Annotated in this window: 19 protein-coding genes and 2 pseudogenes; 7 read left to right on the top strand and 14 right to left on the bottom strand. The window is 75.6% G+C overall.

Annotated elements, in window-relative coordinates; all coding sequences use genetic code 11:
• Positions 1-66: 66 nt before the first annotated feature.
• Positions 67-1,521, bottom strand: coding sequence for a PLP-dependent aminotransferase family protein (locus tag ABZW03_RS19860; RefSeq protein ID WP_355259630.1), 1,455 nt, complete (start codon positions 1,519-1,521; stop codon positions 67-69).
• Positions 1,522-1,614: 93 nt separating this feature from the next.
• Positions 1,615-2,049, bottom strand: a complete 435-nt coding sequence (locus tag ABZW03_RS19855) for a universal stress protein (protein WP_355259639.1) — start codon at positions 2,047-2,049, stop codon at positions 1,615-1,617.
• A gap of 660 nt (positions 2,050-2,709) precedes the next feature.
• Here ABZW03_RS19855 and ABZW03_RS19850 point away from each other — a divergent pair.
• Positions 2,710-3,102 (top strand): annotated as a pseudogene (locus ABZW03_RS19850) (transglycosylase family protein); the annotation flags it as partial.
• Between the two features lie 175 nt (positions 3,103-3,277).
• Here the strand turns inward: ABZW03_RS19850 and ABZW03_RS19845 are convergent.
• Positions 3,278-3,862, bottom strand: a complete 585-nt coding sequence (locus ABZW03_RS19845) for a pyridoxamine 5'-phosphate oxidase family protein (protein ID WP_355259627.1) — start codon at positions 3,860-3,862, stop codon at positions 3,278-3,280.
• Positions 3,863-4,023: 161 nt separating this feature from the next.
• Here ABZW03_RS19845 and ABZW03_RS19840 point away from each other — a divergent pair, with 161 nt between their 5' ends.
• Complete coding sequence (locus ABZW03_RS19840; RefSeq protein WP_355259624.1) at positions 4,024-4,959, top strand: helix-turn-helix domain-containing protein; 936 nt, start codon at positions 4,024-4,026, stop codon at positions 4,957-4,959.
• Between the two features lie 183 nt (positions 4,960-5,142).
• Here ABZW03_RS19840 and ABZW03_RS19835 read toward each other — a convergent pair whose 3' ends face one another.
• The gene (locus ABZW03_RS19835; protein ID WP_355259621.1) at positions 5,143-5,577 is read right to left on the bottom strand and encodes a CBS domain-containing protein; all 435 of its coding nucleotides are present in this window, start codon (positions 5,575-5,577) and stop codon (positions 5,143-5,145) included.
• A 233-nt stretch (positions 5,578-5,810) separates the two neighbouring features.
• Here ABZW03_RS19835 and ABZW03_RS19830 point away from each other — a divergent pair, with 233 nt between their 5' ends.
• The 3 genes and pseudogenes from ABZW03_RS19830 to ABZW03_RS19820 all read left to right on the top strand — a co-directional run bounded on the left by ABZW03_RS19830 (position 5,811) and on the right by ABZW03_RS19820 (position 8,180).
• Positions 5,811-6,245 carry a VOC family protein gene (locus ABZW03_RS19830; RefSeq protein WP_355259619.1) on the top strand — a complete coding sequence of 145 codons (435 nt, stop codon included), beginning with the start codon at positions 5,811-5,813 and terminating at the stop codon, positions 6,243-6,245.
• A gap of 117 nt (positions 6,246-6,362) precedes the next feature.
• Positions 6,363-7,232 (top strand): annotated as a pseudogene (ligD, locus tag ABZW03_RS19825) (non-homologous end-joining DNA ligase); the annotation flags it as partial.
• Positions 7,233-7,325: 93 nt separating this feature from the next.
• A complete protein-coding gene (locus tag ABZW03_RS19820) occupies positions 7,326-8,180 on the top strand; it encodes a DNA ligase (protein ID WP_355259636.1) in 855 nt (284 codons plus the stop codon).
• A gap of 75 nt (positions 8,181-8,255) precedes the next feature.
• On the opposite strand, the gene ABZW03_RS19815 is transcribed toward ABZW03_RS19820, so the two are convergent.
• From ABZW03_RS19815 to ABZW03_RS19795, 5 genes are all read right to left on the bottom strand, one after another.
• Positions 8,256-8,840, bottom strand: coding sequence for a type 1 glutamine amidotransferase domain-containing protein (locus ABZW03_RS19815; RefSeq protein ID WP_355259617.1), 585 nt, complete (start codon positions 8,838-8,840; stop codon positions 8,256-8,258).
• 10 nt (positions 8,841-8,850) lie between these two features.
• Positions 8,851-9,147: a PRC-barrel domain containing protein gene (locus tag ABZW03_RS19810; protein ID WP_355259614.1), complete on the bottom strand. Its 297-nt coding sequence runs from the start codon at positions 9,145-9,147 to the stop codon at positions 8,851-8,853.
• A gap of 4 nt (positions 9,148-9,151) precedes the next feature.
• On the bottom strand, positions 9,152-9,565 hold the full coding sequence (locus ABZW03_RS19805) for a DUF3040 domain-containing protein (RefSeq protein ID WP_355259633.1): 414 nt from the start codon (positions 9,563-9,565) through the stop codon (positions 9,152-9,154).
• 65 nt (positions 9,566-9,630) lie between these two features.
• A complete protein-coding gene (locus ABZW03_RS19800) occupies positions 9,631-10,107 on the bottom strand; it encodes a hypothetical protein (protein WP_355259611.1) in 477 nt (158 codons plus the stop codon).
• 125 nt (positions 10,108-10,232) lie between these two features.
• Complete coding sequence (locus ABZW03_RS19795; RefSeq protein ID WP_355259608.1) at positions 10,233-11,126, bottom strand: DUF2268 domain-containing putative Zn-dependent protease; 894 nt, start codon at positions 11,124-11,126, stop codon at positions 10,233-10,235.
• Between the two features lie 139 nt (positions 11,127-11,265).
• On the opposite strand from ABZW03_RS19795, the gene ABZW03_RS19790 reads away from it, so the two are divergent.
• Positions 11,266-11,967: a DUF4328 domain-containing protein gene (locus ABZW03_RS19790; protein WP_355259605.1), complete on the top strand. Its 702-nt coding sequence runs from the start codon at positions 11,266-11,268 to the stop codon at positions 11,965-11,967.
• 60 nt (positions 11,968-12,027) lie between these two features.
• Here the strand turns inward: ABZW03_RS19790 and ABZW03_RS19785 are convergent, their stop codons facing one another.
• From ABZW03_RS19785 to ABZW03_RS19775, 3 genes are all read right to left on the bottom strand, one after another.
• Positions 12,028-12,627 carry a GNAT family protein gene (locus ABZW03_RS19785; RefSeq protein WP_355259602.1) on the bottom strand — a complete coding sequence of 200 codons (600 nt, stop codon included), beginning with the start codon at positions 12,625-12,627 and terminating at the stop codon, positions 12,028-12,030.
• A 110-nt stretch (positions 12,628-12,737) separates the two neighbouring features.
• Positions 12,738-13,394 (bottom strand): TNT domain-containing protein, encoded by a 657-nt coding sequence (locus tag ABZW03_RS19780; protein WP_355259599.1) that lies wholly within the window; start codon positions 13,392-13,394, stop codon positions 12,738-12,740.
• Between the two features lie 246 nt (positions 13,395-13,640).
• The gene (locus ABZW03_RS19775; RefSeq protein ID WP_355259596.1) at positions 13,641-15,002 is read right to left on the bottom strand and encodes a geranylgeranyl reductase family protein; all 1,362 of its coding nucleotides are present in this window, start codon (positions 15,000-15,002) and stop codon (positions 13,641-13,643) included.
• 433 nt (positions 15,003-15,435) lie between these two features.
• On the opposite strand from ABZW03_RS19775, the gene ABZW03_RS19770 reads away from it, so the two are divergent.
• Positions 15,436-16,491, top strand: coding sequence for an LPXTG cell wall anchor domain-containing protein (locus tag ABZW03_RS19770; protein WP_355259593.1), 1,056 nt, complete (start codon positions 15,436-15,438; stop codon positions 16,489-16,491).
• Between the two features lie 407 nt (positions 16,492-16,898).
• Here the strand turns inward: ABZW03_RS19770 and ABZW03_RS19765 are convergent, their stop codons facing one another.
• Together ABZW03_RS19765 and ABZW03_RS19760 are read right to left on the bottom strand one after the other, a co-directional pair.
• Positions 16,899-17,999: an ionic transporter y4hA gene (locus tag ABZW03_RS19765; RefSeq protein ID WP_355259590.1), complete on the bottom strand. Its 1,101-nt coding sequence runs from the start codon at positions 17,997-17,999 to the stop codon at positions 16,899-16,901.
• Between the two features lie 90 nt (positions 18,000-18,089).
• Positions 18,090-18,765, bottom strand: a 676-nt coding sequence (locus ABZW03_RS19760; RefSeq protein ID WP_355259587.1) for a transglycosylase SLT domain-containing protein, incomplete at its 5' end; no start/stop codon positions are given.

Here is an 18,765-nt window from a genome sequence, read left to right as displayed (position 1 = left end):
GGCGCGTCCCCCGCCGCCCGCTCCCGGGGCGCCCGCCGCAAGCTCCCGGGGCTCCCGCCACCGCCCTCAGGCGCTCGGCGGCAGGATGTCGCAGAGCGCTCCGAGCGCGGCCGGGTAGGCGTGGTCCGGCGGCGTGGCGTAGCCGACCACCAGGCCGTCGACGGCGGGCATCTCCTCCTCGCCGATCTCCGGGTGGCGGTAGTCGGCGAGGCCCTCGACGGCCAGGCCCCGGTAGGCGGCCGCCTTGAGCACCGAGCGCTCGGTGCCCGGCTCCAGGCGCAGCACCGCGTGCAGCCCCGCCGCGATGCCGGACACCTCGACGTGCGGGGCGCGGGCGGCGAGGGCGGCCACCAGCTGGTCGCGGCGGTCCCGGTAGCGGCGGCGCATCCGGCGCACGTGCCGGTCGTAGCCGCCGGAGTCGATGAACTCGGCGAGGGTGAGCTGGTCCAGTGCGCTGGCCCAGCCCTCGCGTTCGCCCTTGGCGGCGAGCGCCCGGTCCACCAGGTGGTCGGGCAGCACCATCCAGCCGAGCCGCAGTGCGGGGGTCAGGCTCTTGCTGGTGCTGCCGAGGTAGACCACCCGCTCGGGGTCGAGGCCCTGGAGGGCGCCGACCGGCTGGCGGTCGTAGCGGAACTCCCCGTCGTAGTCGTCCTCCAGGACCAGCCCGCCGCGCCCGCGCACCCAGTCGACCACGGCGGCGCGGCGGCCCGGGTCCAGCGGGCCGCCGGTCGGGAACTGGTGGGCGGGCGTGAGCAGGGCCGTCCGGATCTCCGGGTGCCGGGCCAACTCGCCGGTCCGGGCGCCCTGTTCGTCGATCGGCAGCGGCACGGTGGGGACGCCCGCGGCGGCCAGCAGTCCGCGGTGGAAGCCCAGCCCGTACGCCTCGACGGCCAGCGGGCCGTACTCGGCGGGCGGCAGGACGGGGGCGGCGCCGTCGAAGAGCAGCCGCAGCGCGTGGGCGAAGCCGGAGCAGACCACGATCCGGTCGGGGTCGGGGCGCCCCCCCCGGGCGCGCGCGAGGTAGTCGGCGAGGACGGTGCGCAGTTCGCGCCGGCCCTGGGGATCGCCGGGCCCGAAGGCCTCGTTGGGGGCGGCGGTGAGGGCCCGGCGGGCGGCGGCGAGCCAGCCGGCGCGCGGGAAGGAGGCGGCGTCGGGTTGGCCCTGGCGCAGGTCGTGGGCGGGGCCGGGGCGGCGGGAGGGCCGGCAGGCCCGGGTGCGCGGGACGGGTTCGGCGCGGTCGGCGACGGTGGTGCCGGAGCCCTGACGGGCGGTCAGCCAGCCCTCGGCGACGAGTTCGGCGTAGGCCTCGGCGGCGGTGTTGCGGGCCAGGCCGAGGTCGGCGGCGAGGGCGCGGTAGGGCGGCAGCCGGGTGCCGGGGGCCAGTCGGCCGCTGCGGATCGCCTCGCGCAGCGCCGCCATCAGCGCGGCGCGGCGGCCGACGCCGGCGGGGAGGTCGAGGTGCAGGTCGTTGCCGGTCGGTTGGGCGGGCTCGGAGGGGTGCGTGCCCCGCGTGTCCGTCATGGACACGCACCCTACCGGCCGCCGTCCCGGGCCCTCCGGGCGGCTGCCCGCCCGCGGGCTACGGGCCCGGACTACGGACCACGGCACGACGGACTACGGCACGACGGTGACCGGCCAGCGGCCGGCCTTCACCAGCCGGACCGCCACCGAACCGATCACCTTGTGCCCGGCCTGCTCGGAGACGCCGACCACCACGGCGTCGGCGCGCAGCTCGTCCGCGAGCTTGGCGAGGCCGGTGTACGGGTCGCCGCGCACGGTCAGGAAGCGCCACTCCACCTTCCACACCTCCCGCACCCGCTGCTCGGCCTCGCGCAGCGCGGCCAGCAGCTCCTCGGCGATCTCCTGGGTCGTCTCCTCCACCGCGGCCCCGGCCAGGGCGGTCGCGGCGCCGAGGATCGGCTGGATGTACGCCACCGCGAGGACGGCGCCCTGCCGGCGGGCCAGTCCGGCGGCGTAGGCGGTGGCCCGCCAGGAGGAGTCGGAGCCGTCCAGGCCGGCCAACACCACGTCGGGGCCGTCGGTGCCCAGCTCGAAGCCGGCGGGCGCGGCCGCGGCCTCGTGGTCCGGGGCCCCGCCGTGCTCCCGGGCGCCGCCCGGCGCCCCGGCCGCGGCGGCCCCTCCGGCACCGGCGTCCGACGCCCCGCCCCGACCGGCGGCCGCCTCTCCCGCGTCCGCCGTGTCCGCTGCATCGCTCTCGTTGCTCATGCGGCCGAGGCTATGCCCGCCACGGGGAGTGACGGCAGGGGGCTCTCCGGGTGAGGGCTGTGGTGCGGGCCACCCGGGCCGGCGGCCGGAGCGGCCGGATCGGCACCGGGGGCTGGCCGGTCGTCACGCGCTGTCGACCGTGTGGGCGGGCTCACAGCGGTTCCGGGGCGGGTTCGGAGTGGCGCGGGCCACTTCCGGCGGCCTTTTGATCTTGGAAATAGGGGTAAATCGGTCGAAATCGCTACATTTCCTTGATCCTTACTTCCGGTAACAGGGCTCTGACGTGGCCAAACCTTCGAATCCTTGAAACCGCCGCCACCACCCCCGTAACTTCGAACCCGTTGCACCGAGCGATCCGCTCCGGCCGGGCCATCCGCCCCCGGGCAGGACGGTGCAGGACCACGCGAGTGACGTGTCCCCGAAACCGACGGCCTTCCGAGGGCCTGGTTCCGCGTGCTCGCAGCCCCCTCCGAAAGGAAATCCATGACCTTCCGTAACGAGACCGCCGCTGCCACCACCACTGCCACCCCGAAGCGCCGCAACCGCGTCCGGATGGCTCTGATGGCCGGGGCGCTCACCGCCCTGCCGGTGGCCGGCCTCGTCACGGCCACCAGCGCCTCCGCCGCGCCGGCCTCGGTCTGGGACAAGGTCGCCGCCTGCGAGGCGACCGGCAACTGGGCCATCAACTCCGGCAACGGCTTCTACGGCGGCCTGCAGTTCACCTCCAGCACCTGGGCCGCCTTCGGTGGCACCGCGTACGCCCCGCAGGCCCACCAGGCCACCAAGGCGCAGCAGATCGCCATCGGCGAGAAGGTGCTCGCCGCCCAGGGCCCCGGCGCCTGGCCGGTCTGCTCCGTCAAGGCCGGTCTGACCAAGTAAGGACCGCGCGCCACGAGGCCGCGAGCGCCTCCCCGAGTGGGGTGCGGCGGCCTCGTCGTGTCCGGGAGGGCCGTCGTGTCCGGTCCGGGAGGGCCGTCGCGTTCGGGACGGCCGGGCGCTCGGGAGGGCCGTCGCGTTCAGGCCGCCGGGGCGATCAGGCCGGCCGGGGTGTTCAGGCCGGCCGGGGCGGGAGCGGCAGCGGAACGCCCGGCAGGCCGTCGATGCTGGTGCCGACCAGCGGCTTGCCCTCGCAGTAGGCGCCGAACCCCTCCTCCCCCTTGCGGTCGAAGTACTGGGTGTGCAGGTCGCGGTCGGCGCGGTAGTCCATGAACGGCACCGCGTAGCCGCAGGAGTCGCTGACCCGCTCGACCCCGACCAGCACGATCGCCCGCAGCCCGGCGCCGTCCGCGGCCGGGTCGAAGTGGCCGAGCAGCTCGGCGAACCGCGGGTCGTCCCGGAAGACCGGTTCACCGCGCCCGTGCACCCGCACCACGTTCGGCGGGCCCTCGAAGGCGCACCACATCAGGGTGATCCGGCCGTTCTCCCGCAGGTGGGCCACGGTCTCGGCCTGCGAACCGCCGAAGTCCAGGTAGGCGAGGGTGAGTTCGTCGATCACCACGAGCGTCCCGGCGCGGCCCTTGGGCGAGAGGTTGACGTGTCCGTCGGCGGCCAGCGGAGCGGTGGCCACGAAGTAGACCGGCTGGCGCTCGATGAACTGCCGCAGCCGACCGTCGATCGCTTCGTACTGCTTTCCCATGGGCGCAAGTGTGCCCGCATCTCGGCAGGCAAGAAAGACCGGTCCGGCCGCTGAGACGATCCGGTCCGCCCGACGGTCCCGCGCGCCCGCCCGGGGGCGGGCCGACGCCGCTTACCATGGCCGTGCACCTGTCACCCGCCGGGCCGAGCACGGGAGTTGCGATGAGCCGGACCCTCCTCCCCGCCGGCGCACCCGGCACGGTCCTCGGCACCCCCGCCGCGCCGCTGCGCCCGTACGTCCTCGGCTACCGCGGCTACCGGCTGGCCCTGCGCCAGCCGCTCCGCCGGCTGGAGGTGCCGACGGACGTGCTCACCGTGGCGTTCGCCTTCGAGGGCACGATGAGCCTCACCGACGCCGTCTCCCCCGCGCCCGCCGCCGCCTTCGGCTCGGTCCCGGCCGGGCTGCGCCGCACCGCGACCATCGCCGAACACACGGGCGTGCTCCACGGGTTGGCCGTCTCGCTCACCCCGCAGGGCGCCTTCCGGGCGTTCGGGCCGCTGGCCGGGGAGCTCGGCGGGCACTGGGCCGAGGCCGGGGAGGTCCTGGGACCGCGGCTGCGGGCGCTGACCGACCGGCTGGCCCACGCCCCGAACTGGCCGGCCCGGTTCGCCATGCTGGACGGCTACTTCGGCGCGCTGTTCGCGTACGGGCCGGACTGGGACCCGTCCGTGCACTGGGTCTGGCGCCAACTGCGGCGCTCGCACGGGCTGGTGCCGATCGGCACCCTGGTCCAGGGCACCGGGTGGAGCCGCCGCCGGCTGGAGCTGCGCTTCCGCGAGCACCTCGGGCTGGCCCCCAAGCAGGCGGCCGGCATCCTGCGGCTCCAGCACACCCTCACCGTCCTGACCGCGGCGGAGGACCGGCCCGCCGGGGACCGCCCCGGAGGGGACCGGCTCACCGGCGCCGCGCTGGCCGCGCGCTGCGGCTACTACGACCAGTCCCACCTGGACCGGAGCTTCCGCGCCATGGTCGGCTGCTCGCCGCGGGAGTTCCTGGCCTCCCGGCGCACCGCCGCCGCCCTGCCCGAGCCCGCCGGCCGGGTCAGCGACCGGGTCGCCGGGCGGGTGACCAGCACCCTCCTGAACACCTGCGGCTGAGCACCTGCGGCTGAGCCCTGCGCCCCGGCGGGGGCGGAGGCCGGGTCATGGGCAGGCGTGCGCATTCGTACAAGACGCACCGGTGCCCCGCCCGGCACGCTCGAAGGGCCCGGCCGGTACGAGGGGACCGGCCGGTCACGGGGAGCGCGCGGGGACGGGGCGGGGCACGCGGGTGTCAGCCGGTCACCGCTTCATGTAGACGCTGTCCATGAACTCGATGATCTGCTGATCGGTCAGTCGCTGGCCGTCGCGGTGGCCCATCGCCAGGTCGGCCTCGCTGATCATGCCCACCAGCCGGTCCCCGTCGATCACCGGGATGCGCCGGATCTGGTGCTGCTCCATCTTGCGCAGCACCGTCTCCATGCTGTCCTCGGCGTGCACGCAGTGCAGGTGGCCGGAGAGTTCGATGGCCGTCATCGTCGCCGGGTCCTTGCCCTCCGCGATACATCGCAGCACGATGTCGCGGTCGGTGATGATGCCCTTCAGCTTCTGGTCGTCGCCGCAGATCGGCAGCGCGCCCACGTGCTTGTCGCGCATCATCTGCGCGGCCTCCGCGAGCGTCTGGTGGGCGCCGATGCACTGGGCGCCGGTGTGCATGATGTCTCGGGCGGTGGTCACGGGGACTCCTTCGTCGTCGGGCTCCCCCCGCTGGTCCCCCCGCGTCCCCCCGGCGGCGCTCCCGGGCTCCCACCGTCGGAGCGGGAGGGGGTGACCGCGCCCTCACCATAAGCAACCCGGCCCCCGCCCGCGACCGCACCCGGAGCGGGCGGGGCGCCGAGCCGTCCGGGCGGGGCGCGGGGGGCGGCCGCAGAGTGGAGGCAGCACAGTTCGCGCTCCCCGAGGAGTGAGCCATGGACGCCACCGAGACCCCCGCCCCGCAGGTCTGGCCCAGCCTGCGCGCCACCGACGCCCGCGCCCTGATCCGCTTCCTGGTCGACGCCTTCGGCTTCCAGGAGGTCGTCGCCTACGGCGAGGGCGAGTTCGTCGCGCACGCCGAACTCGCCTGGCCCGAGGGCGGCGGCGTGATGCTCGGCTCCGACCGCGAGACACCCGAGGGCGCCGAGCCCTGGCCGGGTCGGCCCGGCTGCTTCACCGCGTACGTGGTCACCGCCGACCCGGACGGCGTGCACGCCCGCGCGGTGGCCGCCGGGGCCCGGATCACCACCCCGCTGTCCGAGACCGACTACGGCTCGCGCGACTTCGCCGCCGCCGACCCGGAGGGCAACCGCTGGTACTTCGGCACCTACCCGGGCTCGCCCCGGCCGGTCCCCCGCCCGCAGCCGTAGCGCGGGGCCCGGAGCGCCCTCGGCCCTGACCCGGGGCCCGGAGCGGGCGGGCCCGAAGCGGGGCAGACTGGCTGCGGGGCACCCCACCGGAGGCATCGGAGGCGGACCGTGCCGCAGATGACGGTGGACGGGCGCACCCTCGCCCTCTCCCACCTCGACAAGGTGTACTACCCGCGCACCGGCACCCCGAAGGGCGAGGTGCTGCGCTACTACGCCGCCGTCCACACCGCGCTGCTCCCGCACCTGCGCGACCGCCCGGTCTCCTTCCTGCGCTGCCCGGACGGCGTCGAGGCGGAGGTGTTCGTCGCCAAGAACCCGCCGCCCGGCACCCCGGACTGGGTGCGCACGGTCAACGTGCCGAGCACCACCGGCGAGCTGCGCCAGCTGGTGCTGGAGGACGGCGCGGCCCTGCTGGCGGTGGCCAACCTGGGCTGCCTGGAACTGCACGTCCCGCAGTGGCACGCGGCGGCACCCGCCCTGGCCGACCGGCTGGTGCTGGACCTCGACCCCGGCGAGGGCGCCGACGTGCTGACCTGCCGTACGGTCGCCCTGCTGCTGCGCGAGCGGCTCGCGGCGGACGGCCTGGCGGCCTGGGTGAAGACCTCCGGTTCCAAGGGCCTGCACCTGCTGGTCCCGATCGAGCCCACGCCGAGCGCCCGGGTCTCCGCCTACGCGAAGGCGCTGGCCGCCGCCCTGGAGGCCGAGCGCCCGGAGCTGGTGGTGCACACCATGGCCAAGGCCCGCCGCCGCGGCCGGGTGCTGGTCGACTGGTCGCAGAACAACGCCAAGAAGACCACCGCCGCGCCGTACACCCTGCGGGCCCGGCCGCTGCCGACCGTCTCCACCCCGCTGGACTGGGCGGAGCTGGAGCGGGCCGCCGAGGAGCGGGACCTGGTCTTCACGCTCGCCGAGGTGCCCGACCGGCTGGCCGCGCACGGGGACCTGCTCGCCCCGCTGCTGGACGAGGAACGGGCCCGGCCGCTGCCCTCGGCGCCTTCCGCGTCCGCGGCACCCTCCGCTTCCGGACCCGAACCGCCGCCGCAGCGGCCGCGCCAGGTGCTGCACCCGCCCGTCGAGGTGATGCGCCCGGCCGCCGTGACCGCCGTCCCGCCCGCCGACGGCCTGGGCGGCGGGGGCGTGCAGTACGAGCTGAAGCTGGACGGCTTCCGCTGCGTCGTCTTCGCCCGCGGCGAGCAGCCCGCGTACCTCCAGTCCCGCAGCGGCCGCGACCTCGCCCCCGAGTTCCCGGCGATCGCCGCCGCCGTCGCCCGGCTGCCCGAGGGGCTGGTGCTGGACGCCGAGCTGGTCGCGTGGCGCGGCGGCCGGTTCGCCTTCGAGGAGCTGCTGCGCACCCGCCGGGCCCGGGCGGCCGCGCCCGAGGTGGCGCTCGGCCTGATCGCCTTCGACCTGCTGGCGCTGCCCGGCCGGGACGTCCGCCGGCTGCCGCTCACCGACCGCCGCCGGCTGCTGCTCGCCGCCCTGGCCGACGTCCCGCCGCCGATCCAGCCGGTGCTGGCCACCACGGACCGGGCGGAGGCGCTGGAGTGGATGGAGCGGCTCGCCGACACCGGGGTGGAGGGCCTGGTCTGCAAGGCCGCCGCCGCGCCGTACCGCCCGCGCGGTGCGAGCCGGGTGTGGGTCAAGTACCGCCGCAGCGACACCCTGGACGCCACCGTCCGCGCCGTCACCGGACCGGCCGCCCGCCCGCACGCGCTGGTCCTCCAGCTCGACGACGGCCGGGTGTTCCTGACCACCCCGCGGCTCACCCCGGTCCAGTCCCGCGAGGTCGCCGAGGTCGCCCGGCCGCTGCTCGGACCACCCGCCACCGACCCCGACCACGGGCCGGTCCACCCGCTGACCGCCCCGCTCCGCGCCGAACTCACCCTCACCGGCCGGCCGCCCACCGCCACCTTCGTCCGGCTCCGGGGCGACTGACGGCCCCCGGCGGGTCCGTCACACGGCCCCCGGCGGCCCGTCACCGCCGCTGTTCCGGGCCCGTCACCGCCACCGTCACCGCCGCCGCTTCGCCGCCGCGTGGGCGAACTCCGTCACGAAGGCGTCGTCGAACAGCGGCAGGTCGCCCGGCTTGCGGCTGGTGACCAGCGGGCCCGGGCCGTCGTGGCAGACGTGGACCGCCTCGTCCACCCACTGCGCGCCCGCGTTGACCAGGTCGGTGCGCAGGCTGGGCCAGGAGGTGAGGGTGCGGCCGCGCACGGCGTCGGCCTCGATGAGCGTCCAGGCCGCGTGGCAGATCGCCGCGACCGGACGGCCGGCCGCGCAGCAGGCGTGCACGAAAGCGACCGCCGGCCGGTCCAGCCGCAGCCGGTCGGGGTTGGCGACACCGCCGGGCAGCACCAGCCCGTCGTAGTCGGCCGGGTCGGCCTCGGCGACCAGGGCGTCCACCGCGAAGGTGTCGCCCTCGGCGTGGTGCCGGACGGTCCGGACCCGGCCCTCGGCGGTGGACAGCAGCCGCGGGGTGCCGCCGGACTCGGCGACCGCCTGCCAGGGGTCGGTCAGCTCGACCTGCTCGGCCCCGTACGGCGCGACCAGGAAGGCGATCGTCCGGCCGGTGAGCGTGGTGGACGGCCAGCCCATGGCGCGCCGCTCAGCGCGGGTGCGGGGCGGTCAGGTCGACGGCCGCGGGCGGGGCGGAGCTGAGCCTGGCACGCGGGCAGTCGAGGTGGACGGCGCGGACGAGGTGGTCGAGCCGGGCGATCAGCCCGGCCGGGACGAGCACCCGGGTGCCGGGCACCCAGGGCGCGGCGTCGACCAGCAGGTGGTCCCCGGCGTCCTGTTCGACCCGGCCGACCGGGCCGTCGGTGGCGAGCACCTCGTACCCGACCAGCGCGAGGTCGGCGGCGGGATGGGAGCCCGGGCGGTACTCCCACAGGTCGGTGGTCATCGCGTCACGCCTCCGGACGGTCCCAGGGGCGCCGCTCGCGGCGCTCCCGGCGTTCCCGGGCCTCCGCCGGGTCCACCGGTTCGGTGCCGCCGCGGCCCGCACGCCGGCGGCGCAGCAGCTCGGCGGTGGCCGCCGCGGCCGCCACCGTGGCCACCCAGACCACGCCGAGAGCGACCAGCACGGCGGTGGCCGGGGTCCGGACGCCCACGCCGAGGCAGATCGCCGTCATCACCAGGGCGGTCAGCACCACCCCCGCCGAGATCCTGCGCCCGATGCCGCGCAGCACGCGCCGGCCCCGGCCGGGCGGCCTGGCGCCCATCGTGCTCAACTTCCGGTCGAGCCGTGTGTCCTGGCGCAGATCGGACTCGATCTCCTCGAGGAGCCGCCGCTCCCATCCGCTCAACGCGGGTCCGTCCATCTCGGTCACCTCCGACACCTCCGGTGACGTGCTCGCACCCGGCGGTTGCCCGGTACGGGCAGGCGCTAACCGTTCCGGTCACCGCCTGTTCCGGCGCCGACGGACCCGAAGGCCCGGGGGCGGCCGAGCAGGCTGTCGTCCAGGACGCCCAACAGGGCGGCGGCGCCGCGGTGGACCTCGGCCGCGCCCGCCGCCCGCAGTTCCGGGCCGGTGTCCCGGCCCGCCGCCACGGCGACGCACGGCACCCCGGACCGCCGCGCCGCCCGGACCTCGCGCACGCTCCCGGCGACGGCCACGGCGTGCGAGGGGCTGCCGCCCACCAGGTCCAGCGCGGCCCGCACCGGGTCGCCCCCGGGATCGGCCACGGTCAGCGCCGGAGCGCCGGCGGGCCCGGGGCCGGTCAGCACCACCGTCCACCCCCGGGCGGCGCACTCGCGCAGCAACTCGGCACCGCCGGGCAGCGCGGGCTGCCACCAGTCGGTACCGAAGAGAGCCGCCGAGACCACCGTCATGACCACCGCTTCCGTTCGCGGGCGACGCACCGAACGCTCCCTTCCAGGTTAGGTCGCTCCCCCGCCGCGCGCCCCCGCGCCCGGGGCCCGTGCGGACGTCCGCACGGGCCGGTGCCCACCCGGGCCGGCGCCACCCCGACCCGGCGCCACTCCGGTCAGGCGTCCGTCGGCACGCCCGCGTTGGTGAGGACCTCGCGCGCCGGCAGCGCGACGCTCGCGGCGGCGGTCAGTCCGGTGGCCGCCAGATGGGCGTCCGCGATCCGCAGCCCGGCCGCGTACCCGGCGAAGTCCGGCAGCCCCACCGGCTCGCAGCCCAGGAGCCGCGCCGTCGCGTCGCCGTGCACGTACGGGGGCAGGTTCCCCATCCCGGTGACGTCGATCCCGGCGGTGACCTTCCGGTAGGAGCGCTCCAGCTCCGCGCCGGTCAGCGCCGTCGCCCACGGACCCATCGCCTGCTCCCCGGCGAGCTCCCGGACGAACGCCTCGGCCAGGCCCTCGGCGACGACCTGCTCGCCGACGGTGACGGTCGCCGGGTTCCAGACCACGTTGGCGTAGCGCACGTTGTGGTGCAGCTCGTGGGCCGCCGCGTAGCCGATCTTGGCCAGGGCGGTCTCGGTGGGCCACATGACCAGCTGGATCGCGCCCGGGAACCCGCCCATGCCGAAGTAGCCGCCGCTGCGGACGGTCAGGTGCTCGTCGTCGGGATTGCCGAGCACCAGGACGACGTGCACCGTGTCGGCGTGCGCGACCCCGGGCACGGCACCGTCGATCCGTTCCCACGCGGCGGCGAGCGCCTCCTCGATCCGCGGCCAGACCCCGGCCTCGCGCATCCGCCGCACGGCGGGCAGGTACCGGTCGTCCTCCCGGTCGACCCGGCAGCCGCTGCCCATCCGCTGGTGCGTCCCGACCAGGTCGGCCTCGCCCAGCACCGCGGACATCACGCCCTCCAGCGGGCGGTACAACTCCCTCAGGGCATCCGGCCGTTCCGCCACCGGACGCCGGAACATGTCGAGCATCGCGCTCGCCGTGTCATGAACGATGATCTTCATGCCCCGGACGCTAGGCCCTCCCGTTACGTGAGGGTCAACAGGCTTCGCCGCCGGCCTCCGAAAAGTACTGGTCCGGCCCGCGCCCCTGGCCCTAGGGTGGCGCTCCGTCACATTGGTCCAGTCCAGGAGTCCGTTCCCGATGCCCACTCCCGCCGTGTACCGCTCGCCGAGAGCGCTCGCCGTCGCCGCCACCACCCTGCTCGCCGTCTGCGGCGTCGAGGCCCTCGTCAACCTCGGCACGGCCTTCCGCCTCCACCTGCAGGTCGGCGACCTCGCCGCCGGCGTGGAACTGTCCGGCGGATCCTCGCCGTTGGACACGGCGAACCTCTACGACAACATCCGCACGCTCGAGCTGGTGACGACGGTGGCGACGGCGGTCGTCTTCATCGTCTGGTTCCACCGGGTCCGGGTCAACGCCGAGGTCTTCGCCCCGAACGGCCACCGGTTCCGGCGCGGCTGGGCCATCGGCGGCTGGTTCACCCCGGTGGTCGCTCTCTGGTTCCCCCGGCAGATCGCGGGCGACACCTGGTGCGCCAGCGCCCGGCCGGACGCCTCCGGGGTGCGCCCGACCATCCCGTCGCACCTGGTCAACCTCTGGTGGGCCACCTTCCTGCTGACCAATGTGCTCGACCGGATCGGCAGCCAGTACCTCGACTCGGCGCAGTACGCGGACTCCTACCAGGAGGCGCTGGCCTGGCTGATCGCCTCCGACGCGGTGGAGGTGGCGGCCGCGGTCTTCGCCGTCCTGGTCGTCCAGCGGCTGACGGCCATGCAGGAGGAGCGCTTCGCCGAGTCCGCCGCCCCCGTGTTCGGGGCCTACGGCGGCACCGTCCGGGGCTGAGCCCGCCGCGGTTCGAGGGCCCGCCCGCGGCTCCAGGCCCCGCCTGGCGGGGGCGGGCCCTCAGTCCGTGAACGGGTCCGAGGCGAGCCGGGCGTGGAGGTGCTCGTCGGTGTAGACGCCCCCGCCGTAGGTGTAGGAGCCGCGCAGGGTGCCCTCGTAGGGGAAGCCGGCCCGCTCGGCGACCCGGCAGGAGTTCTCGTTGGCGACGGCGTGGAAGAGCTCGACGCGGCGGACCCCGGCATGCTCCACCGCCCAGCGGGTGACGGCGGTGGCGGCCCGGGTGGCCAGGCCCCGGCCGCGGGCGGCGGCGACCAGCCAGTAGCCGATCATGGCCACCCCGTCGTCCCGGTTGGTCCACCCCAGGTAGACGTTGCCGCACAGGCCGCCGTCGGCGGCGTCCAGGACGGCGAAGGAGGCCGCGGTGCCGTCGGCCCAGCGCTCGGCGCAGCGGTCCAGGTAGGTCTCGGCGACGACCGGGCCGGAGCTGCTGAGCGGGCTCCAGCGGGCGACGGCCGGGTCCGCCGCGGCCGCGAGCAGGGCGGGCACGAGGCCGCCGGGCACGTCGAGGTCACGCCCCCACGGGCGCAGCAGGGCGTCGCCGAGGTCGAGGACGGCGGGGCGGAAGACGCGCCGGTCGGTGCCGGGATCGCTGATCGTCATCCCGTCTTCCTATCCCCCGCCGCCCGGCGCCCGCCAGCGAATATTCCGGTGCGGGCGAAGGGCGGCCGAGCGCGAGGGCGGGGAGCCGCCGCCCCCGCGCGGGGCAGGGGTCAGATCCGGGCCAGGTAGCCGTTCTCCACCAGCCAGAGCACGTTCAGCCTGGCCGGGCCGCCGGGCAGCAGGGCGCCGTCGAGCTGGTACTGCAGGCCCCAGCCGGGCTGGTTGAACCACGGCGCGATCGGGCCGGCGTGCACCGTGAAGGCCTTGACCACCTTGTAGTCGTGGTAGTTGCAGGCGGCCGGCGGGTTGCCGTCCAGGCTCTGCGGCGGGATGGCGCGGTTGGCGTAGGGCAGGCCCTCGGGGGCGAGGAAGGCGCCGTACTCGCTGCCGTAGCGGTCGATGTTCTGGTTCGGGTACAGCGTGAGCTCGAACTCGATCGGGCTGCCGTCGGGGAGGGTGACGTAGCCGTCGGCCGGCGGGTACTTCCAGCCGCCCTTGCCGCCGTTGCCGGCCGGGTCGTAGTACTCGGCCAGGAAGCCCTGCTCGCTCGCGCCGCCGGTGCGCTGGTAGCCGGCGAGCTGGCGGCCGACCGGGCCGGTGGTCGGGAGGTCCGCGGGGCCGAGGCGGGCGTCGTCCCCGTGGAAGGCGGCGGAGCACTGGTCGGAAGGGGTGGCCGCCGGGGCCGCGACGGCGGCGGGGGTGCTCACGGCGGTGAGGGCGGCGGCCGCGGCGAGCGGCGCGACGAACAGGCGAAGGCGAAGGCGCACGGTGTCTCCGTCGAACGGGTCAGCAGTCGAGGAAGGAGCCACGGAGGGGTGTGGTGCTCACCCTCCGTGGCTGGTTCGACACCAGGCAATCGGATCTTCTGATCATTCGTCAATACGATCCATGCGGCTGCACGTTCGACCCGGCGGATTCGGCCGAACCCGGGACACCGGGGCCGCCCACCCACGAGGATGAGCGGTCCGGCACCGCACGGCCACGTCCGCCGCACGCTCACGTCCGCCGCACGGTCACTTCCCCGGGGCGACCCGTCCGATCAGGTGGAGCAGCCGGTCGAGGGCGTCCTTGGAGTTCGGCTCGGTCAGGTTGACCATCAGCCGGAACGCCACCTTCAGCAGCGCCGGGTGGCCGAGCCCGGCGGCCCCGGCCGCGGCGAGCAGCTTCGGGCGGCCCAGCAGGTCGGCGGCCAGGCGGCCGAGCGCGAAGTAGCCCGCGTAGGCGGAGCGCAGCGCCTGCGGGTAGGCGCGCAGGGCGAGTTCGCGGCCGCGGTCGGTGCGGCGGGCGAGGGCCTGGACGATCGTCTCGGCGGCGTAGCGGCCGGACTCCATCGCGTAGGCGATGCCCTCCCCGGTGCCCGGGCTGACCGTGCCGCCCGCGTCGCCGACCAGCAGCAGGCCGTCGGCGTAGTGGGGTCGGCGGTTGAGGCCCATCGGCAGGGCGGCGCCGCGGATCGGCTCGGTGACCGCGTCGGGGGTGTAGCCGTACTCCGGCGGCAGGCGGTCGCACCAGCGGCGCAGCAGGTCCCGCCAGTCCACCTCGGCCTTGGCGGTGTCGAGGACCCCGAGGCCGACGTTGGCGGTGCCGTCGCCCATGCCGAACACCCAGGCGTAGCCGGGGAGCAGGCGCCGCGCCGGGTCGTTGGGGTCGCGCAGGTCGAGCCAGGCCTCCAGGTAGCGGTCGTCGTGCCGCGGGGTGGTGAAGTACGTCCGGTACGCGACGCCCATCGCGCGGTCGGTGCGGCGGTAGCGCCGCATCGCCACCGACAGCCGGGTGGAGTTGCCGTCGGCGGCGACCACGATCGGCGCCCGGTAGGCGACCGGCCGGCGCTCCTCCCCCAGCTTGGCGGTGACGCCGGTGATCCGGCCGGTCCGCTCGTCCAGCAACGGGCCCGTCACATTGGCGCGTTCGACCACCCGGGCGCCGGCCGAGGCGGCCTTGCGGGCGAGCAGTTCGTCGAAGTCGGCGCGGCGCCGGACGAGGCCGTACCCGGGGTAGGCGGAGAGCTCGGGCCAGTCGAACTCGATCGAGCGGTGCCCGGCGATCAGCCGCAGGCCCCGGTTGTGCAGCCAGCCGGCCTCCTCGGAGACGTCGATCCCGAGGTCGGTCAGCTGCTTGACGACGCGCGGGGTGAGGCCGTCCCCGCAGACCTTCTCGCGCGGGAAGGCGGACTTCTCCAGCAGCAGGACGTCCAGTCCGGTGCGGGCGAGGTGGGCGGCGGCGGTGGAGCCGGCCGGTCCGGCGCCGACCACGATCACGTCGGCGCTCTCCTCGCTCCCGACGGCCTCCTCGCCCCCGACGGCGGTCTTCCCGGGCCGGACGGTCCCCTCCCGGGCGGTCTCCTCAGGCCGGACGGTCTGCTCTGGACCGGGCATCGCACTCTCCCACGGTTCGGATCGGCTGTTCACGCGGCGGAATCCTCGGACTGGGCGGTTCCGGACGGACGATAGAGAACCCCGGCACCCGCCCGCCGCCCCGACACGCAGGCCGCCGCCGTGAACCGGTCAATACCGGCCACCGCGGCCGTCCCGGTCCACCCGCCGGACCGGACCCCGGAGTTGACCGGCCGACCGATTCGAACGCACACGAATATCTGACAACCGTGTCATCAGATCGTTGTAATGAACTAGTCGGGCTAATCGTCCAGAGCGATGCATTCCGGCCAAACCTCCCTTGCGTCCCGTCCTCCGCTGCGGGAACTTGTGTGCCCCTCGCGTCGCACGACACCGGCTCCCGCCGAACGGCCGACCAGAGACTCCCTGCCACCGCGCGGGCCCGTCCCGGCCTGCCGTACCCGATGGAACTCAGATGCACCTCCGCTCCACCGCCGCGCGCTCCCTGGTGGCCGTCCCGACCGCCGCCGCGCTCATGCTGCTCGCCCCCGCCGCGCACGCCGCCGCGGGCGGCAAGGGCGGCGCCCCCGGCAACAACGGCACCGTCAAGATCCACGACGCCGCCACCGGCCAGGAGGACGTGCGCAACGAGCCCAAGGTCTGCACCTTCTACCTGGACTCCTTCGGCTTCGACGCCGGCCAGGACGTGATCTGGGCGATCTCCACCGTCGGCGGCGGCCCCAAGGGCGAGAAGCTGGTCGCGTACGGCGACATCCCGGTCGACGGGCACGGGCACGTGCGGACCGAGGACATCCACCTGCCGGACGGCCACTACAAGCTCTACTGGCAGTCGGTCGAGCTGGTGGACGGCAAGCTGCCGGCGAAGCCGAAGCTCAACAACCCCAAGCACAAGGTGTTCAAGGTCGACTGCGGCGCGCAGAGCCCGACCCCGACCGGCAAGCCCTCGACCCCGGTGACGCCGACCCCGGTCAAGACGCCGCCGACCGGCCCGACCTCGGTGCCCACGCCGTCGGTCCCGGCGACCGCGCCCGCCACCACGCCGGCCTCGCCGAGCCCGAGCGCGAGCACCGGCACGAAGCCCACCGAGACGCCGAAGCCCCCGGTGCCGCCGACCGCCACCCCGACCACCCCGGCGGCCACCGCTCCGGTGACGCCCCCGGCCACCGCTCCCGCCACCACCCCGGCGACGCCCCCGGCCACCGAGCAGCCCACCGAGGAGCCGACCACCGCGCCCACCGGCGCCCCGAGCCCGGCCCCGTCGACCCCGCCGACCGCCACCGTGCCGGTGCACGTCCCGACCACGGAGACCCCGGTCAACCCGGAGGAGCCGCTGATCGTGCCCGAGAAGGTCAGCGTGCCCACCCCGATCCCGGGCGCCCCGTCGGACGGCAAGAAGCTGGCCACCACCGGTAGCGACGGCACCCTGCTCTACGCGGGCGCCGGCACCGTGCTGCTGCTGGGCGGCGCGGGTGCGGTGGTCTACGCCCGCCGTCGCCGCACCAGCTCCTGAGGCACCCGCCCGGGTACGTCCCGGGCGGTCCGCCGCGTAGGTCCTGTCCGGTCGATCTTGGCGGATCAGCCCGATCGGCCGGCCAGGGCCTGAGCCGCGGCACCACTGAGCCCCTGGCCCGCGAGCAGCTGCGGGACCAGGGGCTCCCTGTCGTTCCACGGCGCGCACCCCCTCGGGGGTTCACCGGCGGTCGCACCCGGCTCGACGAGGGGCCCTGGCCACGGGGGTGAGCCAGGGCCCTCATCCGGTACCACGGCCACCACCCCCTCCCGGGTTCACCACCGGCCCCACAGATCCCACGAGCCCCGCGGTCACCGTCGGGTCCCGACCCCGGGAACGCCGGAAGCCCCTGGCCGCACGGGGGAACGGGCCAGGGGCTTCCATCCGGGTCTACGGCCGGCGGCCCCTCACGGGTTCAGCGCCAGCACCACGTACCCCGCGAGCACCGCCAGGTGCACCGCGCCCTGCAGCGGGGTCGCCCGGCGCGGGATGACCGTGAGGGTGAGCAGCACGACCGTCAGGGCCAGCAGCACCATGTGCGCCGGGTCGAGTCCGAGGACGAGCGGGCCGGAGAGCCAGCTGGAGGCGATCGCGACCGCCGGGATGGTCAGGCCGATGCTGGCGAGCGCCGAGCCGAGGGCGAGGTTGAGGCTGGTCTGCACCCGGTTGCGGACGGCCGCGCGCAGCGCCGCGATGGTCTCCGGCAGCAGCACCATCATGGCGATCACCACGCCGACCACGGCGTGCGGGAGCCCGGCGTCGTCCACCGCCTTCTCGATGGTCGGCGAGACGCCCTTGGCCAGGCCCACCACCGACACCAGGGCGACGGCGAGCAGCAGCAGGCTGACGCCGGCGGCCCGCAGGGTGGGCGGGGAGGCGTGCTCCTCCTCGGCCAGCACCCGGCCCTCGGGGGTGACGGGCAGGAAGTAGTCCCGGTGCCGGACGGTCTGGGTGGCGACGAACAGCCCGTAGACCACCAGCGAGGCGGTGGCCGCGAAGGTGAGCTGGGTGGTCGAGAACTGCGGGCCGGGCGAGCTGGTGGTGAAGGTCGGCAGGACCAGGCTGAGGGTCGCCAGGGTGGCGATGCAGGCGAGCGCGGCGCCGGTGCCCTCGGCGTTGAACACGGCGGTCCGGTACTTGACGGCGGCGACCAGGATGGACAGCCCGAGGATGCCGTTGCAGGTGATCATCACGGCGGCGAAGACGGTGTCCCGGGCCAGCGTGGCGGACTTGTCCCCGCCGTCGGCCATCAGCGTCACGATCAGCGCGACCTCGATCACGGTGACCGCCACCGCGAGGACCAGTGATCCGAAGGGCTCCCCCGACCAGTGGGCGATGACCTCGGCGTGGTGCACCGCGGACAGCACGGCGCCCACCAGGAAGCAGGCGACCACCGCCACCACCCAGCCGGGCAGTTCCTTGTGCCAGGTCAGGGCGAGGACGAGGAACGACACCACCGGGACGACGACGGTCCATTGCGCGGCAGCGGAGCGGAGCTTCGTGATCATGCCGCCGAGGATCCCAGACCGGAGGCCCGTCACCCGGGTGCCCGCGCCGGGATTCGCGGGGATGTGGGATAACTCATCCCATTTCGCCGGTCACCCGCCGTAGTCGCGGAGATACCGAAGCACTTTGTCGACATGTCGCTGAACGCGTTCCGGGACGCCTCCGGCGGTCGCCACGGTCTTGTCGCTGGTCCGGTAGGCCGCCGCGACCAGGGCGGGCAGCTCGCGGGTGAAGCCGTGGCGCTTCATCTGCTGGTCGAGCCAGCAGGCGTAGTTGCCCATCGCGGCGATCGCGTCGCCCGGGTCCCAGTACGAGGTGGCGCCGGGGTGGGTGGCGGCCCTGCCCCAGGACTCGAAGACGGACGGCGTCCACATGGCGATGCCGTACTCGCCGGTCTCCGGGCGGGCGGCGGCCGGGTCGAAGCCGCTCTCCGCCTTCAGCATGGCCGCCAGCAGCACCGGGGTGACCTCCGGCTCGGGGCAGCGCCGCGCCGCGGTCTCGATCATGCCCCGGTAGGCCGTCGGGACGTCCGAGCCGGCCGGGATCGCCCCGGGCGACGGGGGCACCGCACGGTGGACGGCGCCCGGACCGCCGGGCTCCGGGCCGCCCGCCAGGGCCAGGACGGCGAGCCCGCAGGCGAGCAGGCCCGCACCGGCCCGGACGGCGGCGCGCCGCCCCCGACCCGGCGGGGCGACGGCCCGCGCGACCAGCACGGCCGGCACGGTCCGGGCGCGCTCCTCCCGGCCGGGGGCGAGGCAGGCGGTGACG

Source organism: Kitasatospora sp. NPDC004799 (assembly GCF_040609095.1).
Lineage (GTDB): Bacteria > Actinomycetota > Actinomycetes > Streptomycetales > Streptomycetaceae > Kitasatospora.
This window is presented reverse-complemented; position numbering and strand designations above follow the sequence as displayed.